The sequence below is a fragment of the Arsukibacterium perlucidum DSM 18276 genome (assembly GCF_000382165.1).
Taxonomy (GTDB): Bacteria; Pseudomonadota; Gammaproteobacteria; order Enterobacterales; family Alteromonadaceae; genus Alishewanella; species Alishewanella perlucidum.
Genome location: NZ_KB907701.1, coordinates 126,559 through 143,470, shown reverse-complemented (window position 1 = coordinate 143,470; position 16,912 = coordinate 126,559). Strand labels below are relative to the sequence as shown.

The 16,912-nt window shown below is 48.5% G+C and carries 15 protein-coding genes; 11 read left to right on the top strand and 4 right to left on the bottom strand.

All coding sequences use genetic code 11. The features are described from left to right. Window positions 1-61: 61 nt before the first annotated feature. Window positions 62-919 carry a 6-pyruvoyl trahydropterin synthase family protein gene (locus H141_RS0100630; RefSeq protein WP_019674308.1) on the top strand — a complete coding sequence of 286 codons (858 nt, stop codon included), beginning with the start codon at window positions 62-64 and terminating at the stop codon, window positions 917-919. After that, window positions 882-1,739, top strand: a complete 858-nt coding sequence (locus H141_RS0100625; protein ID WP_019674307.1) for a M23 family metallopeptidase — start codon at window positions 882-884, stop codon at window positions 1,737-1,739. Before H141_RS0100630 ends, H141_RS0100625 begins: the two co-directional genes overlap by 38 nt. On the opposite strand, the gene H141_RS0100620 is transcribed toward H141_RS0100625, so the two are convergent. Continuing rightward, entirely contained in the window at window positions 1,690-3,522 is a 1,833-nt protein-coding gene (locus H141_RS0100620; protein ID WP_019674306.1) for a M61 family metallopeptidase, read from the bottom strand. The two genes, H141_RS0100625 and H141_RS0100620, sit on opposite strands and share 50 nt — an antisense overlap. Before the next feature lie 203 nt (window positions 3,523-3,725). Here H141_RS0100620 and H141_RS0100615 point away from each other — a divergent pair, with 203 nt between their 5' ends. The 3 genes from H141_RS0100615 to H141_RS0100605 all read left to right on the top strand — a co-directional run bounded on the left by H141_RS0100615 (window position 3,726) and on the right by H141_RS0100605 (window position 6,175). Next, complete coding sequence (locus H141_RS0100615; protein ID WP_019674305.1) at window positions 3,726-4,160, top strand: acyl-CoA thioesterase; 435 nt, start codon at window positions 3,726-3,728, stop codon at window positions 4,158-4,160. Window positions 4,161-4,290: 130 nt separating this feature from the next. Continuing rightward, complete coding sequence (locus H141_RS0100610) at window positions 4,291-5,382, top strand: sensor histidine kinase (protein ID WP_240473077.1); 1,092 nt, start codon at window positions 4,291-4,293, stop codon at window positions 5,380-5,382. Then, window positions 5,357-6,175, top strand: coding sequence for a LytR/AlgR family response regulator transcription factor (locus tag H141_RS0100605; RefSeq protein ID WP_019674303.1), 819 nt, complete (start codon window positions 5,357-5,359; stop codon window positions 6,173-6,175). The genes H141_RS0100610 and H141_RS0100605 overlap by 26 nt, the downstream gene beginning before the upstream one ends. A 32-nt stretch (window positions 6,176-6,207) precedes the next feature. On the opposite strand, the gene H141_RS0100600 is transcribed toward H141_RS0100605, so the two are convergent. Continuing rightward, entirely contained in the window at window positions 6,208-7,203 is a 996-nt protein-coding gene (locus H141_RS0100600; RefSeq protein WP_019674302.1) for a 6-phosphofructokinase, read from the bottom strand. 200 nt (window positions 7,204-7,403) lie between these two features. Here H141_RS0100600 and H141_RS0100595 point away from each other — a divergent pair, with 200 nt between their 5' ends. Beyond that, a complete protein-coding gene (locus H141_RS0100595; protein ID WP_019674301.1) occupies window positions 7,404-8,375 on the top strand; it encodes a DMT family transporter in 972 nt (323 codons plus the stop codon). 91 nt (window positions 8,376-8,466) lie between these two features. Here the strand turns inward: H141_RS0100595 and pyk are convergent, their stop codons facing one another. Next, a complete protein-coding gene (pyk, locus tag H141_RS0100590; protein ID WP_019674300.1) occupies window positions 8,467-9,903 on the bottom strand; it encodes a pyruvate kinase in 1,437 nt (478 codons plus the stop codon). 137 nt (window positions 9,904-10,040) lie between these two features. Then, the gene (locus H141_RS0100585; protein WP_019674299.1) at window positions 10,041-10,898 is read right to left on the bottom strand and encodes a MurR/RpiR family transcriptional regulator; all 858 of its coding nucleotides are present in this window, start codon (window positions 10,896-10,898) and stop codon (window positions 10,041-10,043) included. A 264-nt stretch (window positions 10,899-11,162) separates the two neighbouring features. Here H141_RS0100585 and zwf point away from each other — a divergent pair, with 264 nt between their 5' ends. From zwf to H141_RS0100555, 5 genes are read left to right on the top strand one after another with little or no spacing between them, the layout of a single operon-like run. Continuing rightward, on the top strand, window positions 11,163-12,644 hold the full coding sequence (gene zwf, locus H141_RS0100575; RefSeq protein WP_019674297.1) for a glucose-6-phosphate dehydrogenase: 1,482 nt from the start codon (window positions 11,163-11,165) through the stop codon (window positions 12,642-12,644). A gap of 20 nt (window positions 12,645-12,664) precedes the next feature. Beyond that, window positions 12,665-13,354, top strand: a complete 690-nt coding sequence (pgl, locus tag H141_RS0100570; RefSeq protein ID WP_019674296.1) for a 6-phosphogluconolactonase — start codon at window positions 12,665-12,667, stop codon at window positions 13,352-13,354. A 10-nt stretch (window positions 13,355-13,364) separates the two neighbouring features. Continuing rightward, window positions 13,365-15,197 carry a phosphogluconate dehydratase gene (edd, locus tag H141_RS0100565; protein WP_019674295.1) on the top strand — a complete coding sequence of 611 codons (1,833 nt, stop codon included), beginning with the start codon at window positions 13,365-13,367 and terminating at the stop codon, window positions 15,195-15,197. Continuing rightward, a complete protein-coding gene (gene glk, locus H141_RS0100560; RefSeq protein ID WP_019674294.1) occupies window positions 15,190-16,161 on the top strand; it encodes a glucokinase in 972 nt (323 codons plus the stop codon). Before edd ends, glk begins: the two co-directional genes overlap by 8 nt. A gap of 3 nt (window positions 16,162-16,164) precedes the next feature. Then, the gene (locus tag H141_RS0100555) at window positions 16,165-16,818 is read left to right on the top strand and encodes a bifunctional 4-hydroxy-2-oxoglutarate aldolase/2-dehydro-3-deoxy-phosphogluconate aldolase (RefSeq protein WP_019674293.1); all 654 of its coding nucleotides are present in this window, start codon (window positions 16,165-16,167) and stop codon (window positions 16,816-16,818) included. Window positions 16,819-16,912: the final 94 nt, after the last annotated feature.

Below are 16,912 nucleotides of genomic sequence, written 5' to 3'. Positions count from 1 at the left end.
GCCAAAGAGTTGAACAGGTATACTACGCTTTTGCCGCAACTGCCTGAACCCGGACTATCAGATGATCTTATTTGTAAACTCGTTAACTGTAATTGACTTTTCCTTCCTTGAGCTGCAACGCGGCATGGTTGGAGAGAGCTATATCGTTGATGCTGAACTGCATGGCAGCTTAGATGATACCGCTATGGTATTTGACTTTGCCAAAGTGAAAAAAGTGATTAAACACGCCATCGATCAGCTGGTTGATCACAAACTGGCGTTACCTGCAGAGTGTCAGGCACTAACAGTAGCTGAACATGCTGACACCACCGTGGTGCATTACCGAAGTGGCCGCGGCACAATTAGTCTGGCGTCACCGGCTCAGGCTTTTGCTTGTATACCGACCAGCCAGATTAACGAGCAAAGTGTTGCTCAGTATCTGGAGCAACAGATCAAGCCGTTATTACCTGCTAATGTTGAGCGCTTAAAATTAACCTTGCGTACTGAAGCCAGTACCGGCTTTTATTATCATTACAGCCATGGTTTAAAGAAACATGACGGCAACTGTCAGCGGATAGCCCATGGCCATCGTTCAACTATCCAGATTTATGTTGATGGCATGCTATCCCCCCGTTTAAATAAAATGTGGTGTGAGCGCTGGCAGGACAGTTATCTGGGCACCGAAACTGATTTATGTAACACTACAGCGCTGCAGGTTTTATCTGGCCAGGCTGAATCATATTGTTTCCGGTATCAGGCCAGTCAGGGCTGGTTTGAATTAGTTATTCCAAAGCAGCACTGCGAAATTGTACCCTGCGATACCACAGTAGAATGCCTGGCTGAATTTATTGCCGGCGAGCTGAAAAATAGTGATAACAGTAAAACGTATAAGGTTGTAGCTTATGAAGGTGTGGCAAAAGGCGCTATTGCTCAGTTGTAGTTTATTTGCTGCCGTTAAGCTACTGGCTGTTGAGCAGACAGTACCTGAGCAGACGATACCTGAGCAGACGATACCTGAACAGACTACACTCAGTGGCAAACTGACCCAGGGCAGTTTAATTCGCGGCCAGGCACCAGCCGGTGCCCGGGTATTATTTAATGAACAGCCAATTAGTGTGACACCAGAGGGTAAGTTTGTTTTTGGCATTGGCCGTGATGCCAAGCTGAGCCATCAGTTATCGATTTTAAAGCCGGATGGCAGCCGCAACGATATTGCGCTGAATTTCACTGGCCGTGACTATGACATTCAGCGTATTAGCGGCGTAGCCCAAAAGTACGTGACGCCACCGGCCGAGGTAACTGAGCGCATTCAGAGTGACAATCGCAAAGTTCGGGCCGTACGTACCACACTTACTGCCAATACCGCCATTTTTGCTGAGCCAATCAGGCCGGCTGAGGGGCGGATTTCCGGTGTTTACGGCAGTCAGCGGGTGTTTAATGGTGAGCCCCGCAACCCCCATTATGGGCTTGATATTGCCGCACCCGTTGGCGCCCCGGTGTTAGCGCCCTGGGACGGCGAGGTATTGCTGGCAGAAGATTTATATTTCTCGGGCCTGACTTTGATTATTGACCATGGCATGGGGGTGACGTCTACCCTGATGCATCTGCACGCAATTGATGTAAAAGTGGGCCAGCAGATCCAACAGGGCGATAAAGTTGCTGAAGTGGGGGCGACCGGTCGGGTTACCGGGCCCCATCTGGATTGGCGGATTAACTGGTTACAGGAGCGGTTGGATCCGCAGTTATTGTTGGCAGAGTAGGGAGCTCACGTTGTAACCAGCTACTGGCCTTGTCGTTGTCTGCAAATTGCAGACAGGCTATTTTTGCTGCAGCCACCCGCAGCGGTAATTGCAAGGTTAGTAAACGATCTTTGCGATAAACAGTAAGTGGCTGGGCGGTGCCGGGGGGGAGCCGGCGCATTAACTGCGGCAGGCTTTGCTCAGTAATTTTCCAGCCTGCCAGCGCCAGCAACTGATCACCCACCATCAAACCGGCCTGCTGGGCAGCACCGCCATTTATTACCTGGGTAATGGTTACCAAGCCTTGTTGTAGTTTGATACCAGCGGCCAGGCTGGCGGGGCAAAGCTGACTATCGCTCAGCTTGTCAGGGCCGCTTAAATCGTTGTGATCAATTGCGGGCCGGAAATTCAGCTGCAGCCCAAGTTGCGAGGCGGCGGCTTGGATCGGTAAAGGCTTGCTTTGACTGACCCAGTTGCGGGCAGAGTCAGCCAGTTCAGCAAATCCCAACGCCGACAGGCTGGCAAACAGGCTTTGCTGATCCGTGCCACTGGCCAGATAGTGCTGATACATGTACTGGCAAAGCTGCTGCAGTGAACTGCCCTGTTGGCGCAGAGCGCCCTCCAGACAAAAGGCCAGTAACGCCCCTTTTGCATAATAGCTGACGACAGCATTAACCGCATTTTCGTCCTGTTTGTAAAACTTGGTCCAGGCGTTATAGCTGCTGTCTGCCAGGCTTTGCAGATTGTCAGATGGACTACGGTTAACCCGGCTAATCATTTTCTCCAGGGTTGTCAGGTAACACTGAGGGCTGATTAAACCACACTGGACCAGCGCTAAATCATCAAAATAAGACGTGAAACCTTCATACAACCACAATTGGCTGCTGTATTGCTCCGCTGCCAGCTGATAAGGCTTAAATTCAGCAGGCATTAGCCGTTTTACCCACCAGGTATGAAAATACTCATGGCTGCATAGCGCCAATAGTTGCTGATAATTGTCATCTGGCTGCTGGCTATCTGTAGCGGGTAAATCAAAACGGTTACACAGCAGCAAGGTAGAGAATTTATGTTCCAGCCCACCGTAGCCTTGTTCGGTTACCCATAATAAAAACCAGTACTGGTTTAAATCTGCCGGCAGACTGCCAAATACCTCAAGTTGCTGTTGACAGATTTGCTGTAAATCTGTGGCAAATCGTGGCAAATCAGCCAGATTATCGCCGGTAACGACCAGATAATGGGCAACGTCATTAAGCATAAATTGTTGCAGATTAAAAATGCCCGCCAATATCGGACTGTCCAGCAAACTGGCATAATCAGCAGCCTGATAAGTGCCAAAACCCAACTCCAGGGTACCGTTTACCGGTGTTAATGCGGTAGCAACCCGCCAGTTTGCAGCCTCAACCAGCTCTGGTTTCGGCAGCACAACCTGCTGTGTCAGTGATTCCAGCTCGCTGACGGCCAGACAGAGTGCTGCCGGGTTTAACACTGCCAGTTCATCATCGACATAAGCTGCCCGTACTGACAAGTCAAAGGCGTACATCTGATAAATGACGGTAACCGGTTGTTGCCGGCACAATAACTGCCAGCTTTGTTTATCCTGCTGTTGCAGCTCCAGCGGGCCGGTTGCATCAAACGCTGCAATTGTCAGCAGGTGCTTGGCAAAATCACGGATCATATAGCTACCCGGGATCCAGGCGGGCATGCTCAGCTGGTGAGCATTCTGGCAAGGCATAAAGTTTAACGTGACTTCAATCCGGTGAGAGGAAACATCCAGTACATTTAACTGGTAACTAACTAAGTTCATTAAGCCCTCGTTGTGATAATTTTAGCGATGGATAGCCGTTGGCTGCTTATTCCGGCGTCGTTTAATAACGATGGCCTGCAAAGGCCTGTTATAATAACCAGCATCATGATGGTGTCTGCATCAGTACCTCTGCATCAGTACCTTTGCATCAGTACCTTTGCATCAGTACCATTATTTGTATTTCATTTTATAGCGAGTAGCTTATGTCAATCATCCAGCCTAGTGAAGCCCTTATTGCAAAACGCACCGCGCATGCTGTTACCCGGGTAACTAAAACAGTATTTCCGGGGCGCACTAACCATCACAATACGTTATTCGGGGGGGAGGCATTAGCCTGGATGGATGAGGCAGCTTTTATTGCGGCAACCCGCTTTTGCCGCAAGCCTCTGGTTACAGTCTGTTCCGATCGGGTCGATTTTAAAGAATCTATCCCAGCGGGTTCAATCATTGAACTGGTGGCCCGGGTTGAGCAGGTGGGGCGCACCAGTATTAAGGTGCATGTCGATATATTTGTGGAGAATATGTATAACGATAATCAGCATAAAGCCATTTCAGGTAACTTTACCTTTGTGGCGTTAGGGCCGGATCGGAAACCGACACCGGTACTGGCCGACTTCCAGACCGGTGATAATATCTAGCTACAGCGGCTCGCCACCAGCATAAATTGCGATTAATGTCTGCTGAAATCAGTTCAAGTGGCAAGGATTTAACGACGATGTTAGTTATACTCTGCGCAGAGTAATAACCCGGAAAATTATCTTGTACAAAGTGTTTGAAGATCGAAACCGCCAGTTTTGGATCCTGCATAGCCTGGGCTGGCTTGGCTTTGCCATTGTCAATTACCTGGGCTCTCTGGTACAGGAAACCCGCGATGCCTATTTAATCGTGGTCGCGCTGGATGCTTATGTCGGCTGGCTGATTACTATCCCTCTGCGTTACATATACCAGCGGATCTGGTTCTGGCCGCCCTGGCGCATGATTTTATTGGTGCTGGTGTTAGCGCTACTGATCGCTGCCATCTGGACCACCGTAAGAAACTTCAATTATTGGGAAATATACCGGCATGGTTACCGGCCTGACGACTGGCTGCAATTCATAAAAGATACCCCGGTAGCATTTTATGTGATGCTTAGCTGGAGTGGCCTGTATTTTGGTATTAAATATTACCAAACCCTGCAGCTTGAGAAGCAAAAGTCGTTAACGGCGACTAATAAGGCCCATGAAGCGCAGTTGAAGATGTTGCGTTACCAGCTTAATCCTCATTTTTTGTTTAATACCTTGAATGCTATTTCAACCCTGGTATTGATAAATGAAACTGATACCGCCAATAAAATGGTGACCAGATTAAGTGATTTTCTGCGCTATTCACTTTATAAAGACCCGATAAACCGGGTACCGCTGGAACAGGAGTTGTATGCGGCTAAATTGTATCTGGAAATTGAGAAAGTTCGTTTTTCAGAACGTTTGACTATTGATTTTAACATTGAGCAGGGCACTGAGCGGGCGCTGGTACCAAGTTTAATCCTGCAACCGTTAATAGAGAATGCGATTAAGTATGCAGTGGCCAGCCAGGTTAATGGTGGTGCCATCAGCATAACGGCGAAAAAGTTTGGACACGATTTATTACTGGAAGTGTCTGACAATGGACCTGGTATGCCAATTAGTGATGGTATACCCAAGAGCAGTGCCAGCGGGGTAGGTTTGGTGAATACCAAAGAGCGGCTGGCGGCACTTTATGATAACGATTTTGCTCTGGTGCTGACCCACAACGAGCCCAAAGGCCTGAAAGTCAATATCCGGATCCCTTTACAGTTAGATGAATTGGAAACAAACCATGTTGAAGGTAATAGTAGTAGATGATGAACCCTTAGCACGTAAAGGCATGCTGGTCAGACTGGCAGCTTTTCCTGAGTTAGATGTGGTTGCCCAGTGTAGTAACGGTGATGAAGCCGTTAGCCGCATTATGGAGTTAAAACCGGATGTGGTTTTTCTGGATGTCGAAATGCCCGGCATGGATGGTTTTGCTGTGCTGAAAAGCTTGCAGCAACAGCAAATTAAATTGCCTTACATTGTGTTTGTTACCGCTTATGATCATTACGCCTTCAACGCTTTTGAAGTGAACGCCCTTGATTATGTATTAAAGCCGGTTGAGCCTGAACGGCTGAAAGCCGCAGTTAACAAGGTACTGAAATTTCACGCTTCAGCAGACAGCCAGAAACATAAAGGCCAGCTGGCGGCAGCAGTTGCTAAACTTACCGGTGACGAAGCAGGCAATATTTTACAGCGGCTGGATAAGTCTGAACCGGTGGTAAATGACCGTTTTCCGGAAGCGATCAGTATTAAAGACAGTGGTGAAATTACCCGGGTTCCGGTTGCTGAAATAGACTGGGTTGATGCGGCGGGTGATTATATGTGTATTCATACTAAAGATGGCCAAACCCATATTCTGCGCCGCACGATGAAAGAGCTGGAACAGGAACTGGACCCAAGGCTGTTTGTCCGGGTGCACCGCTCAGCGATAGTCAATGTCCATACTATTGCTAAACTGCAAATGTTAACGAACGGCGAACATCAACTGATGCTGACTAACGGCCAGGCAGTTAAAGTCAGCCGCAGTTATAAAGACAGAGTAAAGCAGGTATTTAGTCACTAGAAACGCTGGCCGTAGTTAATGATAGCGGCAGCTTAGTAGCTGCCTATTTGTTGTTGCCAGCGCACTAAAAAGGGATCTATTGCTTTTTCTCTGGCCCCGGTTTTTGCCAGTGGATATAAACAGGCTTGACCATTTACTTCGCCAGCCATCATCAGGTTAGCCCCCTGCAATAATTGCTCAACGGCATAAGCCCCTAATTTTGTTGCCAGGATCCGATCGGCGCCCACCGGGCTGCCACCACGCTGGATATGTCCCAGGATACAGGCCCTACACTCGATACCTATTGCCTTAGTTAACGCGTCAGCCAATGCTGTTGCGCCCCCCGGATAGCTATGTTCAGCAACCACTATTAAATAACTGGATTTGCCTTTTAGCAGCTGGGCATGTTGGATAGGCTTAATTATCGCTCTTAAATTATCAGGGCTCAGTTGACCAAACTCGGGGCAGATAATTTGTTCCGCACCGCCGGCAATGCCGGCCGCAAGGCTGATATAACCACTATGGCGTCCCATTAACTCGACTAAGAATATTCGTTCAAACGCATCCGCTGTGTCTCGAATTTTATCAATAGCATCCAACGCGGTATCAATTGCCGTGGCAAAGCCAATAGTATTGTCAGTACCATCAACATCATTGTCGATGGTGCCAGGCACGCCTATAAGCTGACCATCGTAATGCTTGCTGATTGCCATAGTACCGCGAAAACTGCCATCTCCGCCGATAACAATCAGGGCATCAATATTAAGCTGCTGTAATGTTGCAGCAGCCCGGGCAGGGCCGTCTGGCTGCTCCAGTGCCGGACAACGGGCACTTTTTAAAATGGTACCGCCACGCTGGATAATATTATCAACATGCTGCGGGTGAAGTGTCTGGTATTCTTGTTCCAGTAAGCCATTAAAGCCATGTTTAAAGCCAATAACGTCAATGTTACAGGCACTGGCGGTTAGCAAAATAGCACGGATACAGGCATTCATCCCCGGAGCATCACCACCGGAAGTCAGCACTGCTAATCGTTTGATATTGCTCATTGTCTGTCCTGTTATGCAAGTTAATACTGCCGTTTTTAAGCCAATAGCAGCAGATTTTCTGCTCAGTATAGTGCCTTAGCTGTTATCGCACTTGATTTGTCGCAAACTTTCACAAATCGCAAGACATCTAAGCTGAAAATAAGCGACAATGACGCCGGCTGAATGTTCAGCTTTCTGCTGTTTTAAGGAAACGTTGCTGTATGCACCAGATCACCGGGAAAAGCCTGGTCGGCTTAATGTTGGCGCTGACTACCGCCGTTTTATGGGGCATTTTACCAATAGCGCTGAAAATTGTGCTGGACGTACTATCTGCAAACACCATCACTGCTATCCGTTTTCTGGCAGCCGCTGTTATCGTTGGGCTCTGGCTGGCTGCCCGGCGCAAGTTACCGGCAGTAAACTTGTTATACAACCGCAAAGTGGCCTGGTTAATGCTGATTGCTGTGGTTGGCTTATTATCAAATTATATTATGTTTTTAAGTGGTTTAAACTACCTTACTGCCGAAACCGGCCAGGTAGTGATCCAGCTCGCCCCTTTTCTGATGATGCTTGGTGGCATTGTTATTTTTAAAGAAAGGTTGTTGTTATGGCAAAAAGTTGGCGCTGTTACCTTGCTTGGTGGCTTGTTGCTGTTTTTTAATGAACGCTTGGTTGAGTTGATGCTACGGGCCAGTTCAGAAACCCTGGGAGTGCTGCTGCTGATTGCTGCCGGCATTACCTGGGCGGCCTATGCCCTGGCCCAAAAACAATTGCTGGTGAACTACAGCTCAAAACAAATTATGTATTTGTTGTATGTGGCCGGTACTATCTGCTTTATACCGGTTTCTGATTTCACACCTTTACTGACAATGAGTTATTTGCACTGGGCGCTGCTGGTGTTTTGCTGTTTAAACACAGTAGTAGCCTATGGCGCTTTTGCTGAAGCGCTTCATCACTGGGAGGCATCTAAAGTCAGTGCGGTATTAGCAGTTACGCCGTTATTTACTATTTTATTTGCTAACATTACCGGTTGGTTGTTCCCGGACTTCTTACAGGCGCAACATTTAAACCTCTGGTCCTGGTTAGGTGCCTTGATGGTGGTTACCGGTTCCGCGGTTACTGCTCTGGCCCCCCAATTTGTTGAGTACCGTGCGGCTAAGCGGGTGCGCAAGTTACAGCGAGATGTGTTTTAATTAAGCAGATGATAAGCCAATAAAAAAAGGGCCCTGGGCCCTTTTTTCGGCAAATACCGGTTGTTACTAATTACCGCTAGTGCTGCAGCGCTTATTTTACCTGAACGATTTTACAATTATTTGAAGCGCCAATGGTTTCCATCACATCACCATGGGTCATAATTACCAAATCACCGGTTTTCAGGCCAGCCTGTTTACGAATAGCGTCAATAGCAGCATCGGCCAGCGACTGCTCAACCAGGGTTGTACTGTCAAAAAACGCTGGATAAACGCCGCGATACAGTGCCATTTTATTTAATGTTTTATCGTGGCGGGATAAGGCATAAATGGGTTGCGGTGAGGTGATCCGCGACATCAGCTTAGCGGTGTATCCCGACTCTGTCAGAGCAATAATCGCTTTAATGCCGGCTAAATGATTAGCGGCATACATGGCTGACAAGGCGATGGTTTCACTCACTTCGGTAAAGGCGACGTCCATCCGGTGTTTGGAAATTTGGACGCTGGGGTGTTTTTCGGCACCATCACAGACCCGGGCCATGGCTTTTACGGTTTCAGTAGGGTACTTACCTGCCGCGGTTTCAGCTGACAACATAACGGCATCGGTACCATCTAACACGGCATTGGCGACGTCCATTACTTCAGCGCGGGTTGGCATTGGGCTTTCGATCATGCTCTCCATCATTTGGGTAGCGGTGATAACAACCCGGTTAAGCTGACGAGAGCGGGCAATAATTCGTTTTTGCTGGCCAACCAGCTCAGCATCACCAATTTCAACGCCTAGGTCGCCGCGGGCAACCATCACCGCATCAGATGCCCGGATAATGTCATCCAGTGTCTCATTGTCGGCGACTGCTTCAGCCCGTTCAATTTTTGCCATTAAGCGTGCTTCAGAACCAGCGGCCTGCGCCAGCTCACGGGCCAGCCGCATATCATCGCCGCTGCGGGGGAACGATACGGCCAGAAAATCCACATCAATTTCTGCCGCGGTAATAATATCAGCTTTATCTTTATCGGTCAGAGCAGGGGCTGTTAAGCCGCCGCCCTGGCGGTTAATGCCTTTGTTATTACTAAGCTTGCCACCGACAGTCACTTTGGTATAAACCCGGTCACCATCAACCCGCTCAACTTGCAGTTGGATCCTGCCATCGTCCAGTAACAGTAAATCACCGTCGCTGACATCCTGTGGCAGGGCTTTATAATCAATACCGACCTGATGATGATCACCTTCACCTTTTGCCAGGCTGGCATCTAATACAAACTGCAGGCCTTCGGCTAACAGCACAGCACCTTCTTTAAAGGTAGATACCCGGATTTTCGGGCCCTGCAGATCGCCCAGAATAGCGACATGAGCGTCGAGCTTTTTAGCGGCAGCCCTGACCATACTTGCCCGTTCCCGGTGATCATCAGCAGTGCCATGAGAGAAATTCAGCCTGAATACTGACGCACCGGCGCTGATAAGTTTTTCGATTGATTGCTGAGTATTGGTAGCGGGGCCGAGAGTAGCGACTATTTTGGTTCTTCTTGGCATCAGATGCTCCTGCTGTTAAACGCGGATCTTACAATGCATTCAGTGTAATGTAATTTTATTACAGAATACAGCGGCAAAAGAATTAAAAGCGACAGGTTGGTGCAGTTAACCAACCTGATAGGGGGCAATACGGCAATTTAGTTGGCGAAATCTTTCTTTTCAAAGCGCGAACCGCGCAGGCTGTCTTTTACTTTTTTCAGATTTTCGCGGAATTTACTACCGCGGCGCAACGTAAAACCAGTAGCCAGAATATCAATCAGCACCAGCTGGGCTACCCTTGAGGCCATCGGCATATACATATCAGTGTCTTCCGGCACATCCAGTGACAGCACCAGGGTGCATTCACGGGCTAAGGGGCTGTCATAAGCGGTAATACCGATCACAGTGGCATCATTTTCGCGGGCAATGGCTGCAATATCACAGAGGTTTTTTGTGCGGCCGGTATGGCTGATACATACCACCACATCACCATCAGAGCTGTTAATCGCTGACATTCGTTGCATGACAATGTCATCAAAACAGACCACTGGCACATTGAAGCGGAAAAACTTATTTTGGGCATCGTGCGCCACGGAGGCTGAGGCGCCCAAACCAAAAAACGAAATTTTCTTAGCCTGAGTTAATACATCAACAGCGCGATTAATAGTATTAATATCAACCCGCTGTCTTGCGGTATCCAGGGCGGCCATGGTTGATTCGAATATTTTAGCCGTGTAGGCCTCAGGGCCATCTTCCTCTTCAACATGCCGGTTCACATAGGGTGTGCCGTTGGCCAGGCTTTGCGCCAAATGCAGCTTAAAATCAGGAAAACCTTTGGTATCAAGGCGGCGGCAAAAGCGGTTAACGGTAGGCTCGCTGACATCAGCCATTTTGGCCAATGCTGCTATACTACTGTGAATAGTAATTTGTGGATTAGCCAGAATAACATCGGCGACCTTGCGCTCAGATTTGCTGAAGCTGGTAACACTACTTACGATTTTTTCCAGTACGTTCATCCGCTAATTCCTGATCTCTATAAGTTGTTATGGTGGCAGTTGCTGTTGTTGCCTGCTTGGTTATACACCAGCCAGGCCAACAAAACAGTATTAAATTTACCACAAAACTGCAATTACATTGCTAAGGCTGCCTTAATATGTAAGATTAGTCAAAATATAAGTTCATATGTAATTAAATTACAACATATCAGGTTTACAGCGGCTTTATTGCGCGTTAGTATGTCTTAAGTGTTGTAAAATTACGTATTATTGCAAGGGTCAGATATGACAATAACAGCACACAAAGCCCAGAATAACGCCTGCGATTTAATTTTATTCGGCACTAAAGGTGACTTAGCGCGGCGTAAACTGCTTCCTGCGTTTTATCAGCTGGAAAAAGCAGGCTTGCTGGATGCTGATTCACGGATTATTGGCGTAGCCCGCGATGCCATGGATAACAACGGCTACCTGGATATGGTAAAAACTAACCTGACAAGGTTTTTAAAGAAAGAAACGTTAGATGAGACTGTGTGGCAACAGCTGGCAGCAAAGTTGTTATATGTACAACTCGATTTAACTCAAACCAGTGATTATAAAAAGCTGGGTGAGCTGGTGGATGCTTCGAAACGGACACCGGTTAGTTATTTTGCCACGCCGCCATCATTATTCGGTGATCTGTGCAAAGGCCTGGCAGCAGCCGGCTTAGCTGCTGAACCTTCCAGAGTGGTACTTGAAAAACCGATCGGCCACGATTTAGCCTCTTCAATTGTTATCAATGATCAGGTCGCTGAGCACTTTAAAGAGTGTCAAATTTACCGGATAGATCACTATCTGGGTAAAGAGACTGTGCTTAATTTGCTGGCGTTGCGTTTCGCCAATGCTATTTTCGCCTCAAACTGGGATCATAATGCTATTGATCATGTGCAAATTACCGTGGCTGAAGAAGTCGGGGTAGAAGGGCGCTGGAGTTATTACGATGACGCCGGTCAGATGCGGGATATGGTGCAGAATCACTTATTGCAGGTGTTATCTTTGATTGCGATGGAGCCTCCGGCCAGATTGGACGCTGACAGCATACGCGATGAGAAACTTAAAGTACTAAAAGCACTGCGACGGATAGACAGCAGTAACGTGCAGGAAAAAACCGTGCGCGGCCAGTATGCCGGCGGTTTTGTTGGCGGTAAACAAGTGCCGGGTTACCTGGAAGAGGAAGGCGCTCGTTCAGGTAGTCGCACCGAAACCTTTGTTGCGATTAAAGTAGATATTGATAACTGGCGCTGGGCTGGTGTGCCTTTTTATCTGCGTACCGGTAAACGGATGCCGAAAAAGCACAGTGAAGTGGTTATCTGTTTTAAACCACAACCGCATAACATTTTTCATGAAACCTATAATGAACTGCCTGCTAACAAGTTAATTATCCGCTTACAACCCGATGAAGGGGTGGAAGTACAGGTAATGAATAAAATACCGGGCCTTGGCGAGCATATGCGTTTGCAGCAGAGCAAACTTGATTTAAGTTTCGATGAAACCTTTAAGTCGCAGCGCATTGCCGATGCTTATGAGCGTCTATTACTTGAAGCTATGCTGGGTAATCAGTATTTGTTTGTGCGCCGCGATGAAGTTGAACAGGCCTGGCAGTGGGTTGATGGCATTCTGAATGCCTGGAAAAACAACAACGAGCCAGCCAAAACATATCAGGCTGGTACCTGGGGGCCGGTTGCTTCTATTTCAATGCTGGCACGCGATGAGCGAAACTGGGACGAATAAACGGATTAAGCGGAGTAACAATGCATCTTCATCAGTACACCGACGCTAACGCGTTAAACAAGGATTTTGCCAGCAGACTGGTCACGTTGCTAAATGAGGCTATCAGTAGCCGGGGGCGGGCATATCTGGTGGTATCTGGCGGCCGCACCCCAACCGCACTTTTTAATGCCTTATCACAAGCAGAACTGGCTTGGCAAAAGGTTACTGTTTTACTGGCTGATGAGCGATTTGTGCCGGTTGATGCTGCCGATAGCAACGAGCGCCTGGTTAAGGCCAACTTGTTGCAAGCAAATGCTGCTGTGGCTGAATTTATTAGTTTGTATGCTGATGCCGCGACAGCCGAAGACGCTGTTGCAACCATATTGCCGCGAATAGCTGACTTGCCGGCTTTTGACGCCGTTATTCTTGGTATGGGTGAAGATGGCCACACTGCATCGTTGTTTCCTTGCAGTGCAGAACTTAACACAGGTTTGGCGGTTGATGCACCCGCAGTGCTGGCAGTTAATCCAACAACAGCACCTTATCAGCGCATATCACTTAGTTTACCAAGACTGCTCAATGCCGGGCAGATTTTTATTCATCTGGTTGGCCAGAACAAGCTTGATGTACTTAACCAGGCACAAGCCGGTACCGATGTAACCAGTATGCCAATCCGCGCCATTTTACAACAGCCAGATACTGATGTGGCCGTTATGTACGCCGCTAATTAGAGGAATTGTTATGAATCCAGTTATTCAACGGGTTACCGACCGTATTATTGCCCGCAGCACAAAAAGCCGGGCTATTTATCTGGCCCGGATAGAAGAAGCTGGCCAAAACGGCCCGCATCGTGGTGTGTTAAGTTGCGGTAACCTGGCCCATGGTTTTGCAGCTTGTAACAAACAAGATAAAGCAGACCTGCGTAGTATGACCAAAGCCAATATTGCTATTGTCTCTTCATACAATGATATGCTCTCTGCACATCAGCCCTATGAGACTTATCCTGCAATCATTAAGCAGGCGGTAAATGAAGTAGGTAGTGTTGCGCAATTCGCAGGTGGTGTTCCCGCTATGTGTGACGGTGTAACTCAGGGCCAGCCGGGAATGGAGTTAAGCTTATTAAGTCGTGACGTTATTGCCATGTCAGCTGCTGTTGCGCTTTCCCATAATATGTTCGATGGCGGTTTGATGCTGGGTATTTGTGACAAAATCGTGCCTGGCTTACTGCTGTCGGCATTGAGTTTTGGTCACTTGCCCTTTGTATTTGTGCCAGCGGGGCCTATGCCTTCAGGCATTCCTAATAAAGAAAAAGCCCGGGTGCGCCAGCTGTTTGCGGAGGGTAAAGTAGGTAAAGAAGAATTACTGGAAGCAGAGTCTGCGTCTTATCATTCGGCCGGCACCTGTACTTTTTATGGCACAGCAAACTCCAATCAGTTAGTCGTTGAGATGATGGGCTTGCATTTACCCGGCTCTTCATTTGTTAATCCCGGTAGCGCGCTACGTGATGAATTAACCAAAGCGGCCGCACGTCAGGTAACCCGGTTAACTCAGCTGGGTAATGATTATTTACCAATAGGCAAACTGGTTGATGCCAAAGCTATTGTTAACGGTATTGTTGGCCTGCTGGCAACCGGTGGTTCAACCAACCATACTATGCATCTGGTAGCAGTGGCACGTGCTGCTGGTTACATTGTTAACTGGGATGATTTTGCCGAATTGTCTGCTGCTACACCGCTATTAACCCGGATTTATCCTAATGGTCAGGCTGACATCAATCATTTTCAACATGCCGGTGGCATGGCGCTGTTGATCCGTGAGTTGCTGGATGCCGGCTTACTGCACGAAGATGTCCAGACTATTGCCGGGCCGGGCCTGCGTCGCTATACCCAACAGCCGTTGTTAAAAGACGGCAAATTGCATTGGGTAGATGCCCCTGCACAATCACTGGACCTGGATGTATTAGCGACAGTGGCAAAACCTTTTAAGAGCCATGGTGGTTTAGAAGTACTGTCGGGCAATATTGGCCGGGCCATTTTAAAAACCTCAGCGCTGCGTGACGGTACTGAAGTTATTAAAGCGCCTGCCGTCGTATTCCACAGCCAGCATGAATTAGATGCAGCCTTTAAAGCCGGCGATCTTAATAAAGATTGCATCGTGGTTGTCAGATTTCAGGGCCCGAAAGCTTGTGGTATGCCAGAGCTGCATAAACTGACACCACCGCTTGGCGTGTTGCAGGATAAAGGCTTTAAAGTGGCACTGGTAACTGACGGCCGGATGTCTGGTGCCTCAGGTAAGGTACCTGCAGCTATTCATGTTACGCCGGAAGCAATTGATGGCGGCGCTATTGGCCGGATTAAAACCGGCGATATGCTGTTGGTTGATGGCAACACCGGTAAACTGGAAGTGCTGGTTGATGACGCTGAATTTAATGCCAGAGAGCAGGCGAAAAGTGATTTGAGTCACAACTTTTATGGTATGGGCCGGGAAATGTTTGGTGCAATGCGTGCGCAGTTAAGTGGCGCAGAGCAGGGGGCCTGCAGCTTATTCGTGACTGAGGAACATTTGCATGGCTAACCCGGTTGATTATGCCATTGTTGCCGATATTGGAGGCACTAATGCCCGGTTCAGCCGGGTCAATTTAGCCAGCCTGGCGCTGGATAAAGTAGCCGTGTATCCCTGTGCGACCTTTGCCAGCCTGGCTGATGCCTTACAGCATTATCAGCTTGAACAGCAACTGACAGCGCTAAAACACGTGGCTATTGCTATTGCCTGCCCGGTTACCGGTGACGAAGTCAGTATGACTAATTTTCACTGGCGCTTTTCTGTCAACGCTATGCAGCGCCAGTCAGGCTTAAGCCGGTTACTGGTGATGAATGATTTTACCGCAGTAGCAATGAGTTTACCGGCACTAAACAGCAATGACAAAGTTCAGATTGGCCAGGGGCTGGCGAAGCCCGGGCAACCAATGGCAGTGCTTGGCGCCGGCACCGGCCTGGGCGTTGCGCATTTAATCAATGTGGATGACAAATTTATCCCATTACCGGGCGAAGGTGGCCATGTCGACTGGGCAGCGCAAACCGAACAGGAATGGTTTATTCAGCAGGTGCTTAGCAAAGAGTATGGCCATGTCTCACCTGAGCGTTTGTTATCAGGCCCCGGGCTTGAAGCTATTTACCGGGCGTTGGCACTGTACCGGCGTTTAGATGTGGCGCCGTTGTCGGCCGGTGAAATTGGCAGCCTGGCACTGGCTGGTAATTCTGAGCTTGCTACCGCCACTGTCGCTCAGTTTTTTGCGAGTTTAGGCAGTGTTGCCGGTGATTTGGCACTGACACTCAGTACCTTTGGTGGTGTTTATGTCGCTGGCGGCATAGCGCCGAAATTACTGCCGCTAATGGCAGCAAGTGAATTCAGAACCCGTTTTGAAGCAAAAGGCCGGTTTAGCGCGTTTAATCGCCAGATCGCCACCTATATCGTGACTGCCCCACAGCCAGGCTTACTTGGCGCAGCAGTTTACTTAAAACAATCTTTGGCGAGTTAACTTATGGCATTTGAAAATTGGCAGCTGCAACCTGCTGAATTATTTGCACAAGGTGCAGTAGTTCCGGTTATTGTAATTAAAGATCTGGCTGACGCCGTGCCTATGGCAAAAGCACTGCTGGCTGGCGGCATCCGGGTGCTGGAAGTCACCTTGCGCACGCCTGTGGCGCTGGACGCTATTAAATTGCTGGCAGAACAAGTACCCGAAGCGATTGTCGGCGCGGGAACCGTTACTACTGCGGCACAATTAGAGCAGGTTATTGCTGCCGGCGCTAAGTTTGCCATTAGCCCTGGTTTAACCCGGGAACTGCTGCAGGCAGGTAAAGACGCAACTATTCCGCTTATTCCGGGTATTGCCAGCATTTCAGAGCTGATGGAAGGCACGGGCCTCGGTTATACCCATTTTAAATTTTTCCCTGCTGAAGCCGCCGGTGGCGTGAAAACGCTTAAATCGATCCATGGCCCGTTTTCTGATATCCGTTTTTGCCCAACCGGTGGCATAAACGAAAAAAATTATCTGGAATATCTGGCGTTGCCTAATGTCAGTTGTGTCGGCGGCTCCTGGATAGTGCCCGATCAGGCGGTCAGCGACAAAGACTGGCCAAAAATTACCGAGCTAACCCGTACCGCTGTGGCAGTGGCTGCTCAGGCAGGCTGACAACTGCCGGCTTTACCTTAGCAAACACTATAATTAAGCCGGCTGAAATGCCGGTTTTTTTGAATTTATCACGCAAAGCGCGTATAGTGGCGCA

What these genes read in the sequence shown, in the direction of transcription:
- H141_RS0100605 (WP_019674303.1), top strand. Translation starts at nt 5,357, where the DNA reads ATGTTGAAGGTAATAGTAGTAGATGATGAACCCTTAGCACGTAAAGGC.
- H141_RS0100585 (WP_019674299.1), bottom strand. Translation starts at nt 10,898, where the DNA reads ATGAACGTACTGGAAAAAATCGTAAGTAGTGTTACCAGCTTCAGCAAA.
- H141_RS0100595 (WP_019674301.1), top strand. Translation starts at nt 7,404, where the DNA reads ATGCACCAGATCACCGGGAAAAGCCTGGTCGGCTTAATGTTGGCGCTG.
- pyk (WP_019674300.1), bottom strand. Translation starts at nt 9,903, where the DNA reads ATGCCAAGAAGAACCAAAATAGTCGCTACTCTCGGCCCCGCTACCAAT.
- H141_RS0100555 (WP_019674293.1), top strand. Translation starts at nt 16,165, where the DNA reads ATGGCATTTGAAAATTGGCAGCTGCAACCTGCTGAATTATTTGCACAA.
- pgl (WP_019674296.1), top strand. Translation starts at nt 12,665, where the DNA reads ATGCATCTTCATCAGTACACCGACGCTAACGCGTTAAACAAGGATTTT.
- H141_RS0100630 (WP_019674308.1), top strand. Translation starts at nt 62, where the DNA reads ATGATCTTATTTGTAAACTCGTTAACTGTAATTGACTTTTCCTTCCTT.
- glk (WP_019674294.1), top strand. Translation starts at nt 15,190, where the DNA reads ATGGCTAACCCGGTTGATTATGCCATTGTTGCCGATATTGGAGGCACT.
- zwf (WP_019674297.1), top strand. Translation starts at nt 11,163, where the DNA reads ATGACAATAACAGCACACAAAGCCCAGAATAACGCCTGCGATTTAATT.
- H141_RS0100615 (WP_019674305.1), top strand. Translation starts at nt 3,726, where the DNA reads ATGTCAATCATCCAGCCTAGTGAAGCCCTTATTGCAAAACGCACCGCG.
- edd (WP_019674295.1), top strand. Translation starts at nt 13,365, where the DNA reads ATGAATCCAGTTATTCAACGGGTTACCGACCGTATTATTGCCCGCAGC.
- H141_RS0100625 (WP_019674307.1), top strand. Translation starts at nt 882, where the DNA reads ATGAAGGTGTGGCAAAAGGCGCTATTGCTCAGTTGTAGTTTATTTGCT.
- H141_RS0100620 (WP_019674306.1), bottom strand. Translation starts at nt 3,522, where the DNA reads ATGAACTTAGTTAGTTACCAGTTAAATGTACTGGATGTTTCCTCTCAC.
- H141_RS0100600 (WP_019674302.1), bottom strand. Translation starts at nt 7,203, where the DNA reads ATGAGCAATATCAAACGATTAGCAGTGCTGACTTCCGGTGGTGATGCT.